Below are 20,165 nucleotides of genomic sequence, written 5' to 3'. Positions count from 1 at the left end.
CGCGCGGGGTCGTGCGCGGGCATCTTGCAGCGGGGCGGCTGGGCGGCGCAATGGGAACACGGCGGGGCGGCCAGACGACGTGCGCGCGGGGCATGACGTCGCGGTGGCCATCCTCGAGGAGCCCGCCACCATCCAGCCGCTGCCCGAGAACCGGGCGCCGGCCGATAACCGAGGACAGGGGCGGCGAGACGGTCCAGCGGATCGGCTTTGGCGATGATGAGGAGTTCAACGGGTCGGACGGAGTCCCGGGTCGCTTCCTCCTCACCGGGCGACGCGACCGCATGGCTCGCTCGCTGCCGCTCGATGTGAGCACGGCGTTCCTCATGTGAGACGCCGGGCGCTCCGCTCCGTCCAGATCCACACGAACGTACGTCCCGACGCCGTCCTGCGTCACGGGGAGATCCGCTTTCGCCTCCGTCGTGTCACCGCATTCCGCGTTGAGGATGTCATCCAGAACGTGGATAATCCGCGCCATGCAACTTCACGGCTCATGGTAGCGCGCGGCCGCGGACGCCGGGGGGATCGCAGGCCGCGCCGTGCCGGACGCGCCTCGATCGCTCGCCGGGGAACCGAGGTTCCGTCGACCGCGGACCGGGGCGTTCAGACCTCGGCTCAGCCGTGGAGGACACATCGATGTGCGCAGGCTCCGTACCTCGCGCGAGGTACTAGGGAGGAGTAGGCAGTGGCGAAGAGAGCTCGATTCAGAGGCATGCTTTCGGCGCAGGCCAGGGTGATGGCCGCGCTCCTCTTGCTGTACGGACAGGGATGCGGGGGCGACGAGAACAAGCCCGATCCGCAGGAGCAGATTCCGCCGGAAGAAGAAGAGAACGAGAACCCGCCGCCCGAGGAGGAGGAACCCGAGGAGGAGCAGCCCGAAGAGGAGGAGCCCGAAGAGGAAGAGCCCGAGGAGGAGGAGCCCGAGACCCCACAGGGGCCCACCGAGTTCGTCTCGGCCGACGATCCCTTCACCGAAGGCTTCCTCGGCGAGGAAGAGGAAGAAGAGGAGGAGGAAGAGGAAGAAGAGGAGGAGGAAGAGACCCGCGAGATCGAGGAGGGCGACATCTACCGCGTCCTCGGCGGCGGGCAGCTCCTCAACCTCAACCCCTACCGCGGCCTGCAGGTCATCAACATCCAGGACCCGTCGAACCCGAAGTTCCTCGGCCAGCTCCAGGTCGCCGGCACCCCGGTCGAGATGTATGTCGTCGGCGATCGCGCGGCCGTGCTCCTCAACGACTGGGCCGGCTATCAGCTCAAGGCCGATGGCCTGACCGTGGAGCGGCGGACCGGCGGGACGGTCCTGTTCATCGACATCGCCGACCGCACCGCGCCCAAGATCCTGTCGCAGTACCCGGTCGCGGGCCGCATCATGACGAGCCGCCTCGCGCGCGGCACGAGCAAGACCTCGCTCTACATCGCCTCGAACGGCTCGGAGCTCGAGGAGGTCGCCCCAGGCCAGTTCCGGTGGGTCAACAAGACCCTGGTCAGGAGCTTCGATGTCGGCACCGACGCGCTCACCGAGCGCCCCGGGCTCGAGCTCGGCGACGCCGTGACCGCCATCCACGCCGAGGCGGACGTGCTCCTCGTCGCGCGCAACAGCTTCAGCTGGTCGGACGAGCCCAGCACGATCTCGGTCATCGACATCTCGAACACCGACGGCTCCATGGAGCTGCGCGGCAGCGTCACCGCGGCGAGCTACGTGCGCTCGCAGTTCCACATGGACTTCCGCGACGACATGCTGCGCGTCTTCTCCGGCCCGCGGTGGGCGAGCGGGGCGCCCAGCTACCTCGAGACGTGGAACGCGGCCGACCGCGACGACATCACGCCGATCGACAGCGAGGACTTCGGCGCCGAGCAGTCGCTCTACGGCGCCGTCTTCATGGACGACAGGGCGTTCGCGGTCACCTACCAGCGCCAGGATCCGTTCCACGCCTTCTCCATCGATCCAGCCGGGAACGTCACCGAGGAGAGCGAGTTCATCGTGTCCGGGTGGAACAACTTCTTCCGCCCCGTCCTCGGCGGGACGCGCCTGATCGGCATCGGCGTGAACGACACGAACGGCCGCCGCCTCGCCGCCAGCCTCTACGACATCACCGACCTGACCAGCGCGGACCCCCTCGTGGCGCGCGCCGAGGTCGACAGCGCCCCCGACGGCTGGAGCTGGTCGGAGGCCGACTGGGATCACCGCGCGTTCACCGTGCTCGACAACGCCGTCGAGGCCGTGGCGCCGACCGGGGAGCCCGAGACGGGCCTCGTGCTGCTCCCGTTCTCCGCGAGCAGGGTCGTGGACAACTACCGGCGCCCGTTCTCGGGGGTGCAGATCTTCACCTTCTCGGACACGACGCTGACCCGCCGCGGCCTGATGGAGCACGGGACCCCCGTGCGCCGCACGTTCCGCGCCCAGGACATCGCCACGGCGAACGTGTCCGACGAGCACCTCTCCCTCTACGCGCAGGGCGATCTCGACACCCCGACCAGGCTCGGGCAGCTCGAGCTCGCGCCGGACTACCAGAAGGTCTTCGCGTTCGGCAGCCACCGCGTGCGCGTGAAGCTGCCGTACGACACCTACTGGATGCCGTACGAGAACCGGAAGCTGAAGGCGGAGGTCGTCCCGAGCGACGGGGTGACGCAGCTCGAGCAGCCGGTGGCCACCTTCGATCTGCCGCTCAACGCGCAGCTCCACCAGGTGGGCGATCTGCTCGTGTCGCTGACCACCACGTTCGAGAACTGGGTGGGCAAGGTCGTCCATCTCCAGGTGATCGACCTGTCCGATCCGACCGCGCCTCGTCTGGCGGGCACGCTCGACACGAGCGACCTCCCCGCGATCGGCGGCTACTACGGCGGGGGGAGCTCGTTCCCGACCGTGCACGCGGGGCGCGACGCCCTCGCCTTCCTGCGCGTCATCGGCCACATCGAGGATCTCGGGGTCGGCTGGACGTGCCGGACGAACGCCATCCAGACCCCGAACTGCTTCGGGCAGGAGGGCTGCACGTACATGGCCGGCGATCGGCAGTGCCGCAGGATCGGCAACGACGAGTACTGCAACGGCGGGTTCGCCGAGTGCACGGACCACGTCGGCGCCGACACGACCTGCACGCCCGTCGAGGTCGACCGGAACGACATTCCGGGGGTCACGTCGACCTACTGCTACGAATACGTGCCGCGCCGCAGCTGGGCTCAGATCGAGATCAGCGTGGTCGACCTGTCCGATCCGGACAGCCCGACCGTGAGGCCCGCCGTCACGCTGCCGGACGACAGCGAGACCGTGAACGTCCTCAACGACGACGGGGAGCTCTACTTCAACATCAAGCGCTCGATCGGCGCGCCGGACGATCCGCGCCCGCACACGCAGTACTTCCTCACGCACCTCGACCTGTCCAACCCGGCGCAGCCCGCGCTCGATCCGGGGATCAACGTGCCCGGCGAGATCATCTCGATCCAGGGCACGTCGATCTACGCGCGGGACAGGGTGTGGGGCCAGCAGTTCATCGAGACGGCGCTCGCGCGGCTCAAGCTGCACGAGGGGCTCGCGTACCTCCAGGAGTACCAGCAGTTCCCGAACCGCCGGGTCAACGCGATCTCCATCGACGGCCGCGGGCTGCCGGTGCTGAGCCACAGCCTGATCTGGCAGCCGGTCTACGGGATTTACTACGGCTGGGATCCCAACCAGAAGCTGACCACGCTGTCGCCCCTCGCCCCAGGGGAGGAGCCGCCTCCGCCGCCGGAGGACGAGAACGAGAACCCGACGGTCCCCGAGTTCGACCAGCTCTCCACGGTCCGCCTCGCGTCGTGGGCGTCGCTGCGCCACACCACCGACATGCGCGCGCTGTTCGAGGTGCCCGGCGGCGTGCTGGTCATCTCCCTCGAGCAGCCCGAGGCGCCGAAGGCGCAGGCGTTCTTCCAGACCTGGGGCTGGCCCGAGAGGTTCGTGGCGAGCGGTGAGGAGGTCCTCTTCGCCGCCGGCCGGTTCGGGATTCACCAGCTCGACCGAGAGACCGTCAACCTCGTCCCCTACCTCGGCGAGTAGCCGAACGCAGACCGAGCCGGCCCGTGCGATCCCGCCGGGCCGGCTTCAGAACCCGACCATCAAGAGGTGCGCGCGCACCTCGGCGCCGAGGCGGAGATCGGCGATCTCGGCGGCGAGCGGATCGCCGCCGTCGCCCGCGCCGAGCCGGGCGATCAGGCGCGCCTCGGCGCCCATCCCGTACCAGCCGTCGAAGAGGTGCACCCCCGCGCCGACGTGGGCCCCGAGCAGGGCATCGGGCGTCCTCGCGAGCTTCGTGATCGGCGCCCAGACATCGAGCCCCGCGCGCGCGAAGCCGTGAGAGCCCGTGAGGCTGCCCTTGCCCGATACGAACGAGTAGGTCGCCGCGGGGTGAACGCCCAGGGTCGCGAAGTCGAGGGCGCCGTGCGCCATCCGCAGGATCGAGGGATCGAGCGCGAGCCCCCACTGCCGGCCGAGCCGCACGCGCACGTTCGGACAGTAACCGAGGTGCGCCGGCCTCCCCCGGCCGGTCCACACGCCGACGCATGCGCCGAGGACGCCGAGCTCGACGCGGGGGAACGTGACCGGCCTTGGCGCGACCCACCGGGTCACGGGAGAGGGGATCTGCAGGTAGGGATCGGGCTTCGCGCGCTCCTCGGCGAGGAAGCTCGCCTCGAGCTGCGCGCGCGCCCGGGCCTCGGCTTCGAGGCGAAGGCGCGCCTCCCAGCGGTAATACGCCTCCCACTCGAGGCGCGCCTGCGCCTCGAGGCGGGCGCGGGCCTCGGCCTCGGCGCGGGCCTGGGCCTCCAGATCCACGGCGGGCGGCTGCACCTGCACGGGGGGCGGCTCGATCCGCACGGTGCCGCCGATGCACCAGGGCGGGACGCAGGGATTCGACTGGGCCGCGGCCGCCTGCGCCCAGGCGATGGCGCAGAGCGCGAGCGCGAGCGCGACGAAGCGGCCCATCGCGCGGCGGAGGTGGAGGCGGAGGAGAGGGCTGCGCCGGCGCATCAGAACCCCACGCTCGGGCCGAACAGGAGCTCCACGCCGGCGTGCGGCCCTCTCATGGCGGCGATCGCGCCGCCGAGGCCGCCGCGGACGAGCCCGCGCCCTTCCAGGAACCACCCCACGAACCCGCCGCGCCCGATGCGCGCGGCGCGGAACTGAAACCCGAGGCCGACGTGCCCGCCGAGGATCACCTCCGGCGGCTGCGCGCCGTCATCGAACGGGAGCGTCACCTCGAGCCCGGAGCGCAGGTAGAGGTCGATGCGGTCGCGCCGACCCCAGAGGAAGACCGCCGAGGGCTCGAGCGTCACGGCGCCGACGCGGGCGAACCCGGCGGGATCGACGGAGGCGTACGCGGCCGCGATCTCGACCGCGAGCGGCTCGCCCGGGCGCAGGCGCGCGCCCAGGCCGACCCCCTCCTGCGCATACGCGTCCTCGCCGAACGTGGCGAGCATCCGCCCGGCGGCGGACACCTCGAGCAGGGGCAGCCGGATCCGGACGGGGTTGGGCTCTCGCTCCACCCCGCGCTCGATCCAGGCGCGACGGCGCTCGTCGTCGACCTGCTGCGCCGCGGTCGCGCGCGCCTGCGGCTCGAGCCGCGCGCGCGCTTCGGCTTCGAGCCGAGCGCGCGTCGCGAGCTCGACCTCCGGCGTGAGCGGCGGGGGTCGCGGGGGCGCAGCCGGCGCGGGCGGCGGGCACGTTCCTGGAAAGCAGGGGAGCTGCGCGAGCAGGGCGCGCGGCGCGAGCAGGACCGACGCGAGCGCGAGCGCGGCAAGTGGACGGGGGACCATGGGCACGCGAGATCGACGCCTCGACCGGGCGGACGTCGAAGGTGGCTCACGCCGGTCCGTGGGCACGGGGAGGAGCACGCATGTTGGACGATCGACGCGCGGGGATTCAAGCGCGCGCGGAGGGGCGAGCATCAACGCGACGATCGCCGGGCGCGCGGAGGGGCGGGGCGAGGGCGCCCTGCCGCGCGAGGGAGGCGGTGGGATCCGGTTTCGCGGAGCGCCGGACAACGCTATGGAGGAGCCCCATGGTCGAGCAAAACACAGCGGAAAGCGGGGACGGGCAGCCGGAACGCGCGGAGCCCGTCGCGGAGCGCGCCCCGGACCAGGAGGCCCGCGAGGCCGCCGGAAGGGCGGCGGAGGGCGGCGGGGAGGCCTCTCCCGACGGCGCAGCGGCATCCGCGACGACGGTCGCAGCCGCAGCAGCGGTGGCCGCGGAGACGGCGCCCGCCGCCGCGGAGGGCGCTGCTGCAGAGTCCGCCGCCGCAGAGTCCGCCGGCACGGCGCCCGCCGCCGCAGAGTCCGCCGGCACGGCGCCCGCCGCCGCAGCGCCCGCTCGCACGCGTCCGCCGCGGGTCATCGACATGCGCCGGCCGCGCACACCAGCGCCCGCGCAGGAGCCGCCGCCGCGGCGCCCGGCACGCGCGGGGGAACGCGGACCGGACGAGCATGGGGCCCGCGAGCGCGGGCCGGGTGAGCGCGGCGCGCGCAACGGCGGCGCGGCAGAGCGCGCGCGCGACGGCGGCGCGGCAGAGCGCGGCTCGCCGGACAGGACCAAGGCGCCGCGCGAGGGGGCGCCCCACCGCGGACGGCCAGGCGCCGACCGCACCGGCGGCGCTGCCCAGACGCGCGCGCCAGCGCCCGGCGCCGCGCCGGGCGCGGCCAGGCGAGAGCGCCGCGCGGCCGCCGCAGCGGAGCCTGCGCCGAGCGGCGCTGGCAAGGCGGAGCCCGCCGCGGCGAAGCGCGCGGCTGCCGGCGAGGGGCCCGACGCTCCCCGCAAGGCGGCCCGGCAGCCTCAGCAGCGCGCCGAGACTCACAAGGCGGCCGCGGCTCCGCCGCCGGCACCGGAAACGGCGGCGCCCTCCGAGCCGCGCCGGGAGGCCGCGTGGGTGCCTCCTCCTCCGAGCCCCGCGTTCCCGCGGAAGAAGAAGCCGGCGATCACCGCGAAGGAGGCGATGAAGGCCAAGGTGCAGGCGCGGGCCGGCAAGAAGGCGGCGAAACCCACGCCGAACCAGGCGGCGGAGCGCGCGACGGACCAGGCCGCGGAGGCCGACCGCGAGGAGCCGAGGGCATCCGCCGCGGCGAAGCCCCGCGACCGCGGCGCAGCAAAGCCCCGCGACAACGGCGCCGCGAAGACCCGCGACAACGGCGCAGCAAAGCCCCGCGACAACGGCGCAGCAAAGCCCCGCGACAGCGCGGACGCGAAGCCCCGCGACGCCGCGCCCAAGTCGGTACGCCGCGACCAGGCGGCGACGCCGGAAGCGCCGGCCAAGAAGCCCGGGCTGCTCCGGCGGCTGCTCAACCTGTTCCGGAGATCCGGCTAGCTCTGGCCGTCAGAAATCCCGCCAGAAAAAACGGCCGATGACGAGCGGTCGCTGGAAACAATAGCAATTTTGATAGTTTCCGCCCGTCTCGCCGCCGAGGGCGGCCCCGGTGTGGCCCAACGGAGCGCCCTCCGCCGCCGCGTCGCCCGCGGTGAAGGGCCGGCGGCATCACCGATCGGGGTCGGCGCCTGGCCCGGCGGCAGAGCGGCGAGCGAATCTCCTTCGCTCGCCGCCCGTTGCCGGGCCGTTCGATGCGCTGCCGCCTGTGTCGGGATCGCGCCTGCGTCCCGCGCTCTGCCGGCCAAACAACTCGGCTCAGCTGCCCGGCCCGGCTTTGCGGGCCGGGTCAGCTGCAGCCGAGGGTTCGGCTGCCTGCTCGTCCTTCCCTCGAGCCAAGATGAGAGCGGCACAAAGCGTACAGCGTAGGTGCGGCGAGCTTCGGTCAATACGACAACGGTCCCCGGCTGAGTCCGAAGTCCACCACGAAGCCGCCTTGGGAGATGCTCACATCGGCCTGCTGTGGTGCCAAGATGATCGTGGCCATCTTCCGCACCTCGGGAACGTCCACTGCATGGACGGCACCGCGTAGCACTGCTCGCGATCGTTCAGACGAGCGCGCCCGAGTCCCCCACGCTGGCCCCCCAGAACTCGCCTTGGCTCACCTGGACGATGACGAGGGTCGTCTCGCCGCATCTCGGCTCCGCTTCCAGCTCGCCGTCAAGGCGGGAGATCTCTGTTTCGCCGATATCCTACGCGCGGCACGGCGCGCGATGGAAGGGCTTCGATGTTCTGGATGCGCCCAATCACCCATAGGTGACCCGAAGGCACCGCAGATGAAGCACCACTGGAATCCACCGCGTCCGCTTCACGGGCGTGTCATGCGAACGTCATCGTCGACTGGCAGGATGCGCTCATTCCGTATGAGCAAGATGACGCTGTATACGAGCGACGACGAAACGCACCAGCCCGAGGGCGAGCTCTGCTGGACGGCGCTCGTCGAATACGATCCTCGAGATCGGGACAGCGTGCGCAGGGCGCGAGAAGCGGTGAGGGACCATTTTTCGCTCACATACCTGCCGGTCCTGTGCAGCGAGCCAGAGCCGAGCTGGCTGGAGAGCCTGCTCGGAGCCATCCAATCAAGATTCCCCGCGCGGCGACGAAGGCGCGTACCGTCGCGTGCTTGGTGACGCCCAGATCCTTCGTTTCGATGGAGAGCTCGCCGCGCCCCTCTTCAACAGATAAAACCTCCACCCCACGCGGGGGTCTCGGCGACAGCGAGGGTTTCGTCCGTGGTCGCCGCCGCCGTGTCCCTTGGGCATCCGGATCGGGATCGTCGAGGTGGCCACGATGCGAGCACGGCATCGGCACGCTCAACCGCGGCCTCCTCACGCGCCAGCTCGGCCCGGCGTCGCTCGCGCTGCACCACCGCATCAAGGCCGGCCCTTCGCGCCCAGAGCCGAGGTGCTCTATTCCAGCAACACCGGCTCGACGTCGAGGTTGTACGTGACATCCAGCTCGAACCCCGCGTCCCGATTCTCGGCATGGATAACGATCGTGTGCTCGCCTGGCGAAAGCGGCGGGAGCAGCACGTAGATCCCCTCGTCGACGCTGGGTGAATATATCCCGGCGGGCACGTCTCCCCCGCAGAATGCGTCGAACAGGTTCTCTTCGGGCACCGTGATCTCGAAGGCGTCGGACCGGACGTGGCGCTCATGCCTGACCCGCCGGCCGTCGACCGTGGCGTACGCGTTGGTTATGCCTTCGATGAACGGATGTATACCCGCGAACAGCTCGTCGACGCTCAAGTTCTCTGAGCCCTGTCCGCACACGTTCGGGCTATTCCAGGCCAGGATGTTCACGATCGGAAAGAATATCTTCTTGTTCTCGGGCACGGTGCAGCTTCGGGTCACCTCTCCTCCGAGGGCCGCGCCGGCCAGGAACCAGACATCGCCCCGCTGCCCGACCATGCAATTTTCCCCGGTCGTGTCGGTCAACGGGTTGTCGGGGGTCGGTATCGACGTTGCCCATTGCCACCACTGGGCGCTCAGGTCGCGGTAGGGTCTGGGGCCGGCGGGCCCCGTTCCGGTCGGAGCCATGACCCCGAAGCCGAGCACGATCATCGCCACGAGGTTCCTCGCGCTGTTCTTCATGGCGCTCTCCTTCTCAACGAGGGACGGAGCCATGCTCTGTCCTAAACGTGGACACGCTTGAAAACGTCAAACGAAGGATTGTCTCCCAGCGACAACGATACCCACAGCGTAGCCATGTGCAATCGGGTAAACCTGCCACCCGAACACGATGACAGAGAGACAGAAGGACCCCCGATGTCTCTCCTCTGTCCCCGTCATCGCGCGAAGCCTCTCCGGACGGAGGACACCATCGCTCTCCTGATGCCGTCGTGCTTCAGGAGGCCACGGCGGGTCACGGCGGTGACTTCGCTCACAGCAAGGTCAGCCGACATCTTGAGTTCTTTCGATCATCGAGCAGTCCGGCGCGGGCCTCACGCGCGCCGGCACCTCCGTCTCCTTCGCCCGTGACCAAGACGTCGACGATGACGTGCTGGTCCTCGGGCGAGGCGAGGCCGCGGGCGGTGCTCCTGACACCGAAGATTGCGCTTGCCAAGCCGCGCTACGAGGGCATCATGGCCCCGGCCCCCCACAAGGGCCGCAAGCATGCCCTCGCAGACCGTCGCGACCAAGCTCGCCCCGCCGGACGCTGAGCAGCAGAAGGCGCAAGCCATGGAGCCCTGGCTCTTCCCGGTGTTCTTCCTCTCGGGCTCGGCAGCGCTGGTGTATCAGGTCGTCTGGCAGCGCGCGCTCTACGCGATCTACGGTGTCGACATCCTGTCGGTCACGATCGTCGTCACCGCGTTCATGCTGGGTCTCGGCCTCGGGAGCCTCGCGGGTGGGGTGCTCTCGCGCCGGCACCCGCGAGCCGCGGTGACGCTGTTCGCGGTCGCCGAGCTCGGGATCGGCCTCTACGGCGCGTTCAGCCTCCCCCTCTTCGCCCTGATTGCGCGCGTCACGCGCGGCATTGGCCATGTCGCCACCGGTGGGGTGGCCTTCCTGCTCGTGGTGCCCCCGGTCATGCTGATGGGGGCCACACTTCCCCTCCTGGTCGGGCACGCCACGTCGCGGTCGCAGAACGTCGGTCGCTCGCTAGGCAACCTCTACTTCACCAACACGCTGGGCGCGGCGTTCGGCGCCTTCCTGGCGGCGCGCTACCTGCTAGGCGGGCTGGGCCTCCGGGCCACCACGGAGGTCGCCGCGACGCTCAACGTCCTCCTCGGTGTGCTCGTGATGGTTCTGCGCCGGCGGCGTCGCGGCGAGCCATGAGGCTCCTCGTCGCCGTCCTCGTCGCCACGCTCGGCGGCTATCTCGCGCTCTCGCACGAGGTCCTCTGGGTCCGCGTCTACAGCTTTGCGACCGAGGGCGAGCCGGAGGCCTTCGGCCTTCTGCTCGCGGCCTACCTCGCCGGTCTGGCCGGCGGCTCGCTCCTCGCCGGTCGCTACTGCCGGAGCGCCGCGGCGGAGCGCTCCGGGCAGCTCTACCGCGTGGGCGGGGTGATCGGCGCCGGGGCGCTCGCGGCCTTCCTCGTGGCCCCCGCCGTCGCGCACCTCGCCGGCCGCGGCGTGGATCCGGCCTCGACGCTGCCTGTCTTCGCGCTCGCCAGCACCTGCCTCGGCGCGGGGTTTCCGCTCCTGTGCCACTTCGGGATCCCCGCGGACGAGCTGGCCGGCGCGCGGCTGTCCTACGTCTACGTCGGCAACATCGCGGGCTCGACGCTGGGCAGCCTGGTCACCGGCCTCGTGCTGCTGGATGTCTCGCCCCTGCGCGAGCTCAACGTGGCGCTCGCGATCGCGGGCGCCGCGCTCGGCGCGATGCTCATGCTCTCCGCGTCGAGGACGGCGCGCTCGCGCGTGTTCTGCGGCGCGCTCCTGGCCGCCGCCGTCGCGTCCTTCGTGGGGTCGGCGCCAACGCTCTACGGCGACCTCTACGAGAAGCTCCTTTACGGGCCGGAGTACCGCGAGCACGGTCGCTTCGCCGACGTCATCGAGCGTCGCGAAGGCGTCGTCACGGTCTCCCGGTCGGGCACCGTGTACGGCGGCGGATCCTACGAGGGCATCGCCAACGTCAGCCCGCTGCCGGACAAGGACGAGAATCGGGTGCTGCGGGCCTACCTGGTGTCCGCGTTCCACCCCCAGCCGCGCGACATCCTCATGATCGGCCTCGGATCCGGCTCCTGGCTCCAGGTGCTGGCGAACGACCCCGACGTCGAGCACCTCACCGTCATCGAGATCAACCCCGGCTTCGTCGAGGCGGCGCGGCGTGCGCCCGTCGTCGCGAGCGCGCTGGACAACCCCAAGGTGGAGCTCCTCATCGACGATGGCCGGCGCTACCTGGGGCGGACCTCGCGGCGCTTCGACGTCATCGTCGAGAACACCATCGTGCACTGGCGCTCGTATGCCTCGATGTTGCTCTCCCGAGAGATGATGGAGCTGTCCCGCCGGCACCTGAAGCTTGGCGGCGCGCTCTACTACAACACCACCATGTCCACCGCGGCTCAGAAGACCGGGGCGACCGTGTTCCCCTACGCCGTCCGCTACCAGAACATGCTGATCGCGAGCGACGGTCCGATCACCATCGACCGCGCGCGCTTCGAGAGAAAGCTCGACGCCTGGCATATCGACGGCCGTCCCGTGCTGCCCGCCGGCAGCCGCGCCGCGCAGCTCGATCTGCTGAAAGAACAGGACTGGCGCGGCGGGCCCACGTGGGAAAGCCGGGAGTCGATCCTGCAGCGGACGCAGGGCGACCCGATCATCACCGACGACAACATGGCGACCGAATGGTGGGCGTTCGACACGTACCCCTAGCCGGCCTGAGCTGGCCGATGCTCGAGCGGCAGCTCGGGCCGGACGGCCGCCGCGACATCGAGCTCGCGACGGCGCGGGCGGTCCCCGTCGACCTCGCCAGCGACGTGCGCCTGACGGCGGTCCGTCACCCGCGCCGCTGAGCGCGATCGCTGGCGCCAGGGAGACGGAAGCGGAAAAGAGCTCGGATTCCCCTCGACGACCGTCTTGAATGCGCCACGTTCGCTCCGCCGACCCCCGTAGGAGGGGGCCGGACGCGACGGGGGGACTCCATGCAGCCGCAGATGACGCGCGTCTCGACGGAGGCGCTGAAGGACCTGCCCACGCCCGTGCGCCGCCGCGTGGATGCGGCGGATGTCTGGGCCCCGGAGGGCTACGAGGTGGAGCCCGTCGTGGCGGGTCTCTCCTTCCCCTGCGCCCTCTGCTTCGACGACGACGGCACGCTCTTCTTCGCCGAAGGCGGCAGCACCTGGCCAACCCGGCCTTACATGACACCGCGCATCTGGCGCATGGCCCCGGGACGCGCCCCGGAGGTCTTCGCGGTGGAGGACCTGGGCGGCCCCCGCGGCATGGCGGCCCGCGACGGCTATCTCTACGTCTCGCTCAAGGGCGGCTACAACATGCGGGTCACGCGCCACGACCTGCGGACCAGGGAGCGTGTCGTCCTCGTGGACGGGATCCCCTCGGGCGGCTGGCACGAGCCCGGGGGGCCGGTCTTCGGGCCGCACGACGGGAGGATGTATTTTGGCCAGGGCTCCGTGGGCCTGCAGGGCGTCGTCGTGCCCGAGGGCTTCACCGTGGACCTCGCCAAACACCCCCACGCGCACGACGTGCCGGGCCAGGACGTCACGCTCACCGGCAATACCGTATGGGCGCGCGACCCACGCCTGCCCTTCCCCTACTATGCCGAGACCGGCCCCTTCCAACCCTTCGGCACGCCCGTGACGAGGGGCCAGGTCGTCAAGGGCCAGCTCAAGTGCAATTCGGCCGTCTGGCGCTCCAGGCCCGACGGGAGCGAGCTCGAGCTCCTCGCCTGGGGCATCCGCAACCCCTTTGGGCTCGCCTTCGGGGAAGACGGCCACCTCTACGCCACCGACAACGACTTCGAGGAGAAGGGCGAGCGCGCCATCGGCGAGGACCCGGACCGCATCTGGCGGATCAGGAACGCTCGGGTCCCGCCCGGAGAGGTCAAAGAGCCCGAGTGGTTCGGCTATCCGGACCTCTGCGGCGACGGCCTCCCCGCCTGGCACGAGCTCCATCGGCCGAACCGGGGGAAAGCGGCCGAGCCCTTCCTCGAGGACGCGCCGCCTTGGGCCGGCCCCGCCGTCTTCCTCTTCCCGCCGCACACGGCGCTCGGGAAGCTCGCCTTCAGCCGCTCGGATGCGTTCGGCTTCCGCGGCCATGCCTTCGTCTGCCAGTTCGGCACCTATGCGCCGCTCAACACGAACCGCGAGGCCGCGCTGGGCCGGGGCTTCCAGGTCGTCCGCTGCGACATCGCGGCCGGCACCGGCGAGCCCTTCCTGCGAAACCGGGCTCCCGGTCCCGCGTCCGGCACCCCAGGCAGCGGTGGAATCGAGCGGCCCGTGGATTGCGCGTTCAGCCCGGACGGCAAGAGCCTCTATGTGCTCGACTTTGGCAACAACACGGCAACGCGCAGCTACGTGGTCGCCTACGCCCATACGGGCGTGATCTGGCGCGTGACGAAGCGGTGAGGGAGGGAAATATGGCGGATGCAATCGAAGCGGCCGATCCCGAGGGCGCCGAGCCCGCGGCGATCGAAGGTCCCTACCTCCTGAATCTCGACCATGAGACGTGGGACGCGCACCTCGATCGTGCGGCCCGCTGGCTCGCCCATGTCATCACGGCGCAGGCGGCCTTCCGCAATGCCCTGGAGATCGCCGTCCCCAAGGTCGAGGAGCCCAACATCCGCCAGTTCCTCTCGGAGATCCTCGACCGCGCGCGGCGGCACGAGGAGGTGGCCCACCGCCTTCCCCGCACCATCGGCCGCGAGGCGGCGGACGGGACGCGCGGCCTCGCGGGCGTCGCGATGGACGTGGCGCGCAAGGCGCTCGACGCCATCGAGGGCGTCGCGGGGGGCGCCAAGGGCAACTGGAAGGACCTCCACCACCTCCTCATGCTCAACCTCGACGCCATGGGCGCCTTCGCCATCGCCGAGCAGCTGGGCCTCGCCCTCGCCCATCACGAGCTGCGCGACCTCGCCTTCGAGGTGGAGGCCGAGAAGTCCACCGACCAGCTCATCCTCAAGGAGCTGATGCTGGAGATGGCGGCGGTCTCGATCCTCTACGGCGAGCGGGTCTGAGGCGGGGCCGCGCCGCGCTGGGGGGGGTCCTCGGCCGGCGCGGACGGCCGCGCCCCTCGGCGGCTGGCGCCGGCGCTCCACGGCGCCTTCGCGTGAAGGCCGGCCCGGCGCAGGGCGCGCGGCGCAGGAGCTCAGCGCCCGCCGAGCAGCCGCCCGCGCACATCGACGATGCCCGTGGGCCCGCGTCGCGTGTAGGTCACGAACGCGTTCGCCGGACCGCAGGTGCTGATGCGCGGCCACCCTTCCGTGTCCGGATCCGCGGAGACCGTGAACAGCGCCGGCGCCTCCTCGCTGCCCAGGATCTCGGCGCCGAGCACATCGAGCCCGTCCGCGCCGGCGGCGTTCGCCCACACCGCCACGGAGCGCGCGCCGTCCGAGGCGATGGCCGGGTTTGTCTCGCTCCAGGTCCTGGGCGTCCGGTTGATCAGGGCGAGCAAGGCGCCGCCGGGCTGAAGCACGGTCCCGTCGGAGCTGATCTCGGTCGCGTAGAGGCCGATCTTATCGGTGTTCTCTTCCTCCCAGACGAGCAGGCTGCCGGTGCCGTGCCGCGTGATGGCCGGAACGGCCGGCGCCGTCGACATAGCGTCCTGATGCGAGATGCGGAAGCCCGTGAGATCCAGCCATTCCCCTGACGGGCGCACCCGAGCTCCGTAGAGCGTACCGACAGGCCCGTACTCGTTCCAGCTGTCGTACGCGGTCCACGTGAGCAGGTAATTCACGCCGTCGAAGCCGAGGGAAATGGAGCGTCCGCCGATCTCCGGAGGGCTTGCCGGCAGCAGCTCGGGCACCCCTGCCTGATCCAGACGGACGAGCTCGACCTCGCCTAGCTCGTTCATCGTCGCGATCATGACGCCGTGCCCGTCCGAGGCGACGCTCATGTTGTCGTGCACGGGCCTGCCTTCCGATTCCGACTCTGGCAGCGGGATCGGGGCGTTATCCAGGACCACGCCCCCGGGGCTCAGCCTGACCGCATAGGCCTGGCTGAAACCGCAGCAGTCCCATATCGTCCAGAGGATCACGGTGTTTCGACCATCGAAGACGGGGCGCGGCACAGCGTCGGTCCAGCCCACCGCGTTGGCCACGAAGATGCCCGCAGGATCGAGCAGATCCCCCGACGGGCTGACGCGGGCCGCGTAGATGCTGCGATCCTTGTTGCGCTGGTCCGACCAGACGACGACGTAGTTCTGCCCGTCGAAGGTCACGGCCGGCGTGAACTGGTTCGCTGGGGAGATGGCGACGGGCACCGGGCCGGACGCGTCGCGCGGAGCCCCGTGCAGCGCCACGCCGAAGATGTCCCAGGTCGACGAGCCGTCCAGCCACCAGGCCTCCTGCATCCAGACCACGAAGGCGCCGTCGGGACCTGCCGCGATGGCTGGGTCGGTGTACATGGGCGAGTCGGAAGCCAGGACCACGCCCCCGGGATCGAGCACCGCGCCGGTGGTGCGGCTCACCCGGGCTGCGCGGAGGTCGACCGTGCTGGAGGCATCGTCCTCGCTGGGCGTCGCCCAGACGACGACGAGATCATCGCCGTTGGCTGCGGCCGCAACGTTTGTGTCGCTCCCGCTCTCGCCCGCGTGGACCAAGAGCCCCTCGGGATCGAGCACTTCGCCGCCGATCGTCACGCGCGTCGCGCGCACGCCGTCGCCTTTCCACACGATCCAGTACTGCTCGCCGTCGAAGGTCGCGACCGGCTGCCATTCGCCGCCGGTCGCGACCGGGGCGCCGCCGGGATCGAGCGCCGCGCCCTCGGCGCTGATGCGCGTGGCGAGGAGCACGCCGTCATTCTCCCAGGCGAGGAGCGCGCTCGTGCCATCGGTCGCGAGAGCCACGCGGCCATCCGAGGGCCAAGGGCGCGAGCCGAGCGAGGTCGAGCCGACCGAGACGCCGCCTGGATCGAGGACGTCGCCGGAAGGCGAGATGCGGGCGAACCGGACGTCATCGCCATCCGCAGTCCAGGCCACCACCGTCGTTGCTCCGAGCGAGACTGCAGTGGGCCAGGAGTCGGGCTGGTCGGCGCTGCTGATGACGAAGCCGCCGGGATCGAGCACCACGCCGTCGGGGCTGATCCGGGCGGCGCGGATGTCGCTCGCCGGGGACGGCGCTCCCCAACCTCGGGTGTCATCGGCCCAGGCGACGACGTAATGGGTCCCATTGAACGTGACGGTCGGTACGCCCTCGTCGCTGGGCCCGGCGGCGATGACCAAGGGCTCGGGGTCGAGCACCGTGCCATCGGGCGCGATGCGCGCGGCGAGAAGGTCGGTTCCGTATCTGTCCCAAGGCTCGTCGGCCCAGACGAGCAGGAAGTTGATCCCGTCCGAGGCCAGCGCCGGGGTGAGCTCCATCCCGGCGCGCGGCGTAGTGGCAGGAAGGCTGATGTCCAGCTCGGGGAGAACCGCGCCCGCGCTCAGCCCAGGGCAGGGATCGTGCGGCGCCCCGCCGCCGCCGGAAGCATCGCCGCCGCCGCTAGAACTGGAGGTGCCGCCGCCGCCGGAAGCGTCGCCGCCGCCGCCAGAAGCGTCGCCGCCGCCGCCCGAGGTGCCGCCGCCGCCGCCGGAAGCGTCGCCGCCGCCGCCCGAGGTGCCGCCGCCGCCGCCGGAAACGTCGCCGCCGCCACCGGAGGTGCCGCCGCCGCCGGAAGCGTCGCCGCCGCCACCGGAGGTGCCGCCGCCACCGGAAGCGTCGCCGCCGCCAGAGGTTCCGCCGGAGATCTGGCCACCGCCACCCGAGGTTCCGCCGCCGCCAGCGGCAGCATCGGACGCGTCCGTCGGCTCGCCCGCGGAACAGGCGATGAGCAGCGCTGTCGCGCCGCAGAGCCGGGCGAGGGGTGAGGAATAATCAGAAAAGGTGCGCCAAGAGAGGACCGACCGAGAGCGCGCAGGACATGGTACAGTGGCCGCGTTGCAGCGTGGATGAAGCGAACGCTTGTTCATGAAACCTCTTGAAGAGCCGCTTTGGTAGACTCACCGCAGAGCGCGAAGAGCCATCCAGGTTCCAAGATTTCAGCAACTGCGTCATGTCGATATAGCGTCGTTTCTCCGAGCTGACCAGATCGCCTAGAGAATCTTCTGTCAGCTGAGAGGTCAGGAAGGCGGCGCCTGCGGCAAGTCACGGCCTGCGACAAGATCTTCGCCGCGGTCGCCGGCGTCGGCGCCGGCTGCAGCGCGCTCAGAGCAGGCGCACCCGGATCGCGTGCGGGTCGGCCCGCTGCACGCCGCCAGCGTCGATGTTGGTGATCGGCGTGATGCGCTTGAGCTTGCCGCGCTTCCCGCCGCGGGTGACCTGGACGACGCCGACCCCGGGCGTGCTGCCCACCGACGCGTGCGGATCGCCGCTCAGCGGCGTCGGGCCGCGCAGGGTCACGAAGATGCGGTTGCCCGAGGGCGAGAGGTCCATGAGGTCCGGCGCAGGATCGCTCGACAGCGGGCCCTTCAGGTCGACCGTGGCCACGTGCGCGTTGGTGTTGACGTTGAAGACCTCGGCCACGCCCTGGATCCGGTCCAGCACCCAAATGGTGCGGCCGCGCTTCGTCAGCAGCATGCCATGGGCGTCGCGGTCCGGGGAGCCGTCGGTGAACACCACCTGGGGCGGCGGGGTGTTGACCGGGTTCGTCGGCGCATAACCGGAGAGCGGGAATCGGTACACGTCGAACTGATCGAGGTTCGCCGCCGTCCCCCCGCCGGAGTTGATGAACATCGCGCCGCCGGCCTCGACGCCGCCGCACCCGTTCCCGTGCACGGCGCCGACGTCGTACTCGCCCACGATCTGGATCGGCGTCGCCGCGGGGTCGACGACGAACAGGCCCCCTCCGCGCAGCGTGATGAAGCCGTGGGCGCCCGCTCCGTCGATGATGGGGCAAATGGGCGCGTTGTCGGGCCGGATGCCCGGGAACTGGCAGGGATCGCCGCTCGGCGCGACGCACGTGGCCAGGTTGAGCTTGGCGGCGGGGTCCCACGCGAAGGTGCCCGCGGCGTAATCGGTCGAGATGCGCTCGAGCAGCTTGCCGTTCTGGTTGGCCACCAGGATGTACGAGTCGTCCGGCGCCGGCACCGCGGCGTGCGCCTGCCGCGCCCCGTCCGCGCCCGCCGACGCGCGGAGGCACGCGACCGGCGCGCGGGTCGCGGCGTCGAAGATCACGACGTGGCCGCTCGCCACGAAGGACAGCACCGCGTGGGTGCGCGCGGCGTTGAAGAAGATCATGTGCGGCCGGACCGGATTGGCGCCGGTCTGGTCGAAGCACAGCGACGCGGTGTCGCCCCCGAGGTCGATGACCTCCGCGACGGCCGGCGTGACCCCGCGGCCGGTCGAGAGCGCCTGGCCATCGTAAATGTAGAGCGTGCCGCCGTACGTCAGCCCGTTCGTGTCGGACTGGTCGATGGCCCAGACCTCGAAGGGCTGCTCGTCGATCGCCGCCTCGAGGGCCGCCTCGGTGTCGGTCTCGGCGGCGGCCTCGGTGGACTCGAGCTCGGTCGAGCCGACCTGCTCGGCGCAGGCGGATAACAGGCAAAGGGAAACCGTCGCCCCAAGAAAGGGGCCGAGTGAACGCTTCATGGCTCGCTCTCCCAGCGTTGGCAAAGGCCGATGGCGCTCGTCCACCAGCCCGCGGCGGACCGCGGCCGGCATCGACGAGCATTGGGAGAGGAGCATTACATCGCGGGAGCGTTCGCCGCAAGACACATTGCCTGGAGCGGGGTCACGCGTCGCGCGTCGTCCGGCCCGTCGTCCCCGCGTCCGCCGGCGCGCTCCTCGGTGCGGCGGCGACATGCGCGATCGCCATCCCGGCCGCCATGGCCAGGACGAACGCGAGGACGGCGCCGGAGCCGGTCGCGAGCGAGACGAGCGCCGGCCCGGGGCAATAGCCGGCGAGCCCCCAGCCGACGCCGAAGAGCGCGGCGCCGCCGAGCAGGCGCGCGTCGACCCCGGTGCGGGTCGGCAGGGACAGGCGATCGGCGAAGAGGGGAAAGCGCGGGGCGCCCTCGGAGGCGGCGCGCTGCTGCCGGCGAAGGGCGCGATAGGCGAGGAGGTGCACCGAGATCGCGCCCGCCATCACGAACGCGAGGCTCGGGTCCCAGCCGCCGGCGACGTCGAGGAAGCCGACGACCCTGGACGGCTGCGTCATGCCGGAGACGCCGAGCCCCACGGCGAACAGCGCGCCGGCGAGCAGCGCGAGCGCGTTCTGCTTCACCGCGCCGCTCCGAGCCCATGAAGGCTGACGTAAACGGTGACGGCCGCAGTCGCCATGAACGTCATGGTGGCGACGAGCGAGCGGAGCGACAGGCGGCTGAGGCCGCAGACGCCATGGCCGCTCGTGCACCCGTTGCCGAGCCGCGCGCCGAGGCCGACGAGCAGCCCCGCGGCGACCAGGAGGCCGAGCGAGCGGCCGTCGCCCGCCGGCGGAAAGGCGGCGGGATGCGCGGCGGCGAGCGCGAGGCCGCCGAGGAGCAGGCCCACGACGAACGCCGCGCGCCAGGCGGCGTCGCCCCGCTCGCGGAAGAGGAGCCCTCCGAAGATGCCGCTGATGCCGGCGACCCTCCCGTTGAACAAGAGGAGAAGCGACGCGCTGAGGCCGATGAGGGCCCCGCCGACGAGCGGGCCAGTCACGGTGAATTCATACACGATGAGACCTCGTGGGGTGACTCGTGGGGTGAGCGGCCGACAG

14 protein-coding genes are annotated in these 20,165 nt (G+C 71.2%); 7 read left to right on the top strand and 7 right to left on the bottom strand.

The annotated features are described in order from the left end of the window. Window positions 1-709: 709 nt before the first annotated feature. Entirely contained in the window at window positions 710-4,024 is a 3,315-nt protein-coding gene (locus WMF20_RS13065; RefSeq protein WP_437613662.1) for a beta-propeller domain-containing protein, read from the top strand. Between the two features lie 45 nt (window positions 4,025-4,069). Here the strand turns inward: WMF20_RS13065 and WMF20_RS13060 are convergent, their stop codons facing one another. Beyond that, window positions 4,070-4,993: a hypothetical protein gene (locus WMF20_RS13060; RefSeq protein ID WP_437613660.1), complete on the bottom strand. Its 924-nt coding sequence runs from the start codon at window positions 4,991-4,993 to the stop codon at window positions 4,070-4,072. Further along, window positions 4,993-5,778, bottom strand: a complete 786-nt coding sequence (locus WMF20_RS13055; protein WP_437613658.1) for a hypothetical protein — start codon at window positions 5,776-5,778, stop codon at window positions 4,993-4,995. The genes WMF20_RS13060 and WMF20_RS13055 overlap by 1 nt, the downstream gene beginning before the upstream one ends. A gap of 1,106 nt (window positions 5,779-6,884) precedes the next feature. On the opposite strand from WMF20_RS13055, the gene WMF20_RS13050 reads away from it, so the two are divergent. Beyond that, window positions 6,885-7,319 (top strand): hypothetical protein, encoded by a 435-nt coding sequence (locus tag WMF20_RS13050; protein ID WP_437613656.1) that lies wholly within the window; start codon window positions 6,885-6,887, stop codon window positions 7,317-7,319. Window positions 7,320-8,785: 1,466 nt separating this feature from the next. Here WMF20_RS13050 and WMF20_RS13045 read toward each other — a convergent pair. Then, window positions 8,786-9,469: a hypothetical protein gene (locus WMF20_RS13045; RefSeq protein WP_437613654.1), complete on the bottom strand. Its 684-nt coding sequence runs from the start codon at window positions 9,467-9,469 to the stop codon at window positions 8,786-8,788. A gap of 522 nt (window positions 9,470-9,991) precedes the next feature. Here WMF20_RS13045 and WMF20_RS13040 point away from each other — a divergent pair. The 5 genes from WMF20_RS13040 (at window position 9,992) to WMF20_RS13020 (ending at window position 14,509) form a co-directional block, all read left to right on the top strand. After that, a complete protein-coding gene (locus tag WMF20_RS13040) occupies window positions 9,992-10,654 on the top strand; it encodes a fused MFS/spermidine synthase (protein WP_437613652.1) in 663 nt (220 codons plus the stop codon). After that, complete coding sequence (locus WMF20_RS13035; protein ID WP_437613650.1) at window positions 10,651-12,192, top strand: spermidine synthase; 1,542 nt, start codon at window positions 10,651-10,653, stop codon at window positions 12,190-12,192. Before WMF20_RS13040 ends, WMF20_RS13035 begins: the two co-directional genes overlap by 4 nt. A gap of 17 nt (window positions 12,193-12,209) precedes the next feature. Then, a complete protein-coding gene (locus WMF20_RS13030; RefSeq protein ID WP_437613648.1) occupies window positions 12,210-12,332 on the top strand; it encodes a hypothetical protein in 123 nt (40 codons plus the stop codon). 141 nt (window positions 12,333-12,473) lie between these two features. Continuing rightward, the gene (locus WMF20_RS13025; protein ID WP_437613646.1) at window positions 12,474-13,901 is read left to right on the top strand and encodes a PQQ-dependent sugar dehydrogenase; all 1,428 of its coding nucleotides are present in this window, start codon (window positions 12,474-12,476) and stop codon (window positions 13,899-13,901) included. A gap of 11 nt (window positions 13,902-13,912) precedes the next feature. Next, a complete protein-coding gene (locus tag WMF20_RS13020) occupies window positions 13,913-14,509 on the top strand; it encodes a hypothetical protein (protein WP_437613644.1) in 597 nt (198 codons plus the stop codon). Window positions 14,510-14,640: 131 nt separating this feature from the next. Here the strand turns inward: WMF20_RS13020 and WMF20_RS13015 are convergent, their stop codons facing one another. From WMF20_RS13015 to WMF20_RS13000, 4 genes are all read right to left on the bottom strand, one after another. Continuing rightward, on the bottom strand, window positions 14,641-17,439 hold the full coding sequence (locus WMF20_RS13015; protein WP_437613642.1) for a hypothetical protein: 2,799 nt from the start codon (window positions 17,437-17,439) through the stop codon (window positions 14,641-14,643). 235 nt (window positions 17,440-17,674) lie between these two features. After that, a complete protein-coding gene (locus WMF20_RS13010) occupies window positions 17,675-19,057 on the bottom strand; it encodes a hypothetical protein (RefSeq protein WP_437613640.1) in 1,383 nt (460 codons plus the stop codon). 142 nt (window positions 19,058-19,199) lie between these two features. Next, complete coding sequence (locus tag WMF20_RS13005) at window positions 19,200-19,691, bottom strand: DUF6691 family protein (protein ID WP_437613638.1); 492 nt, start codon at window positions 19,689-19,691, stop codon at window positions 19,200-19,202. Continuing rightward, window positions 19,688-20,122, bottom strand: coding sequence for a YeeE/YedE family protein (locus WMF20_RS13000; RefSeq protein WP_437613636.1), 435 nt, complete (start codon window positions 20,120-20,122; stop codon window positions 19,688-19,690). The genes WMF20_RS13005 and WMF20_RS13000 overlap by 4 nt, the downstream gene beginning before the upstream one ends. Between the last annotated feature and the right edge of the window lie 43 nt (window positions 20,123-20,165).

It is taken from the genome of Sorangium sp. So ce834 (genome assembly GCF_051521425.1).
Taxonomy (GTDB): domain Bacteria; phylum Myxococcota_A; class Polyangia; order Polyangiales; family Polyangiaceae; genus Sorangium; species Sorangium cellulosum_D.
This window is presented reverse-complemented; position numbering and strand designations above follow the sequence as displayed.

What these genes read in the sequence shown, in the direction of transcription:
- WMF20_RS13040 (WP_437613652.1), top strand. Translation starts at nt 9,992, where the DNA reads ATGCCCTCGCAGACCGTCGCGACCAAGCTCGCCCCGCCGGACGCTGAG.
- WMF20_RS13025 (WP_437613646.1), top strand. Translation starts at nt 12,474, where the DNA reads ATGACGCGCGTCTCGACGGAGGCGCTGAAGGACCTGCCCACGCCCGTG.
- WMF20_RS13020 (WP_437613644.1), top strand. Translation starts at nt 13,913, where the DNA reads ATGGCGGATGCAATCGAAGCGGCCGATCCCGAGGGCGCCGAGCCCGCG.
- WMF20_RS13065 (WP_437613662.1), top strand. Translation starts at nt 710, where the DNA reads ATGCTTTCGGCGCAGGCCAGGGTGATGGCCGCGCTCCTCTTGCTGTAC.
- WMF20_RS13030 (WP_437613648.1), top strand. Translation starts at nt 12,210, where the DNA reads ATGCTCGAGCGGCAGCTCGGGCCGGACGGCCGCCGCGACATCGAGCTC.
- WMF20_RS13060 (WP_437613660.1), bottom strand. Translation starts at nt 4,993, where the DNA reads ATGCGCCGGCGCAGCCCTCTCCTCCGCCTCCACCTCCGCCGCGCGATG.
- WMF20_RS13035 (WP_437613650.1), top strand. Translation starts at nt 10,651, where the DNA reads ATGAGGCTCCTCGTCGCCGTCCTCGTCGCCACGCTCGGCGGCTATCTC.
- WMF20_RS13015 (WP_437613642.1), bottom strand. Translation starts at nt 17,439, where the DNA reads ATGAACAAGCGTTCGCTTCATCCACGCTGCAACGCGGCCACTGTACCA.
- WMF20_RS13045 (WP_437613654.1), bottom strand. Translation starts at nt 9,469, where the DNA reads ATGAAGAACAGCGCGAGGAACCTCGTGGCGATGATCGTGCTCGGCTTC.
- WMF20_RS13010 (WP_437613640.1), bottom strand. Translation starts at nt 19,057, where the DNA reads ATGAAGCGTTCACTCGGCCCCTTTCTTGGGGCGACGGTTTCCCTTTGC.
- WMF20_RS13055 (WP_437613658.1), bottom strand. Translation starts at nt 5,778, where the DNA reads ATGGTCCCCCGTCCACTTGCCGCGCTCGCGCTCGCGTCGGTCCTGCTC.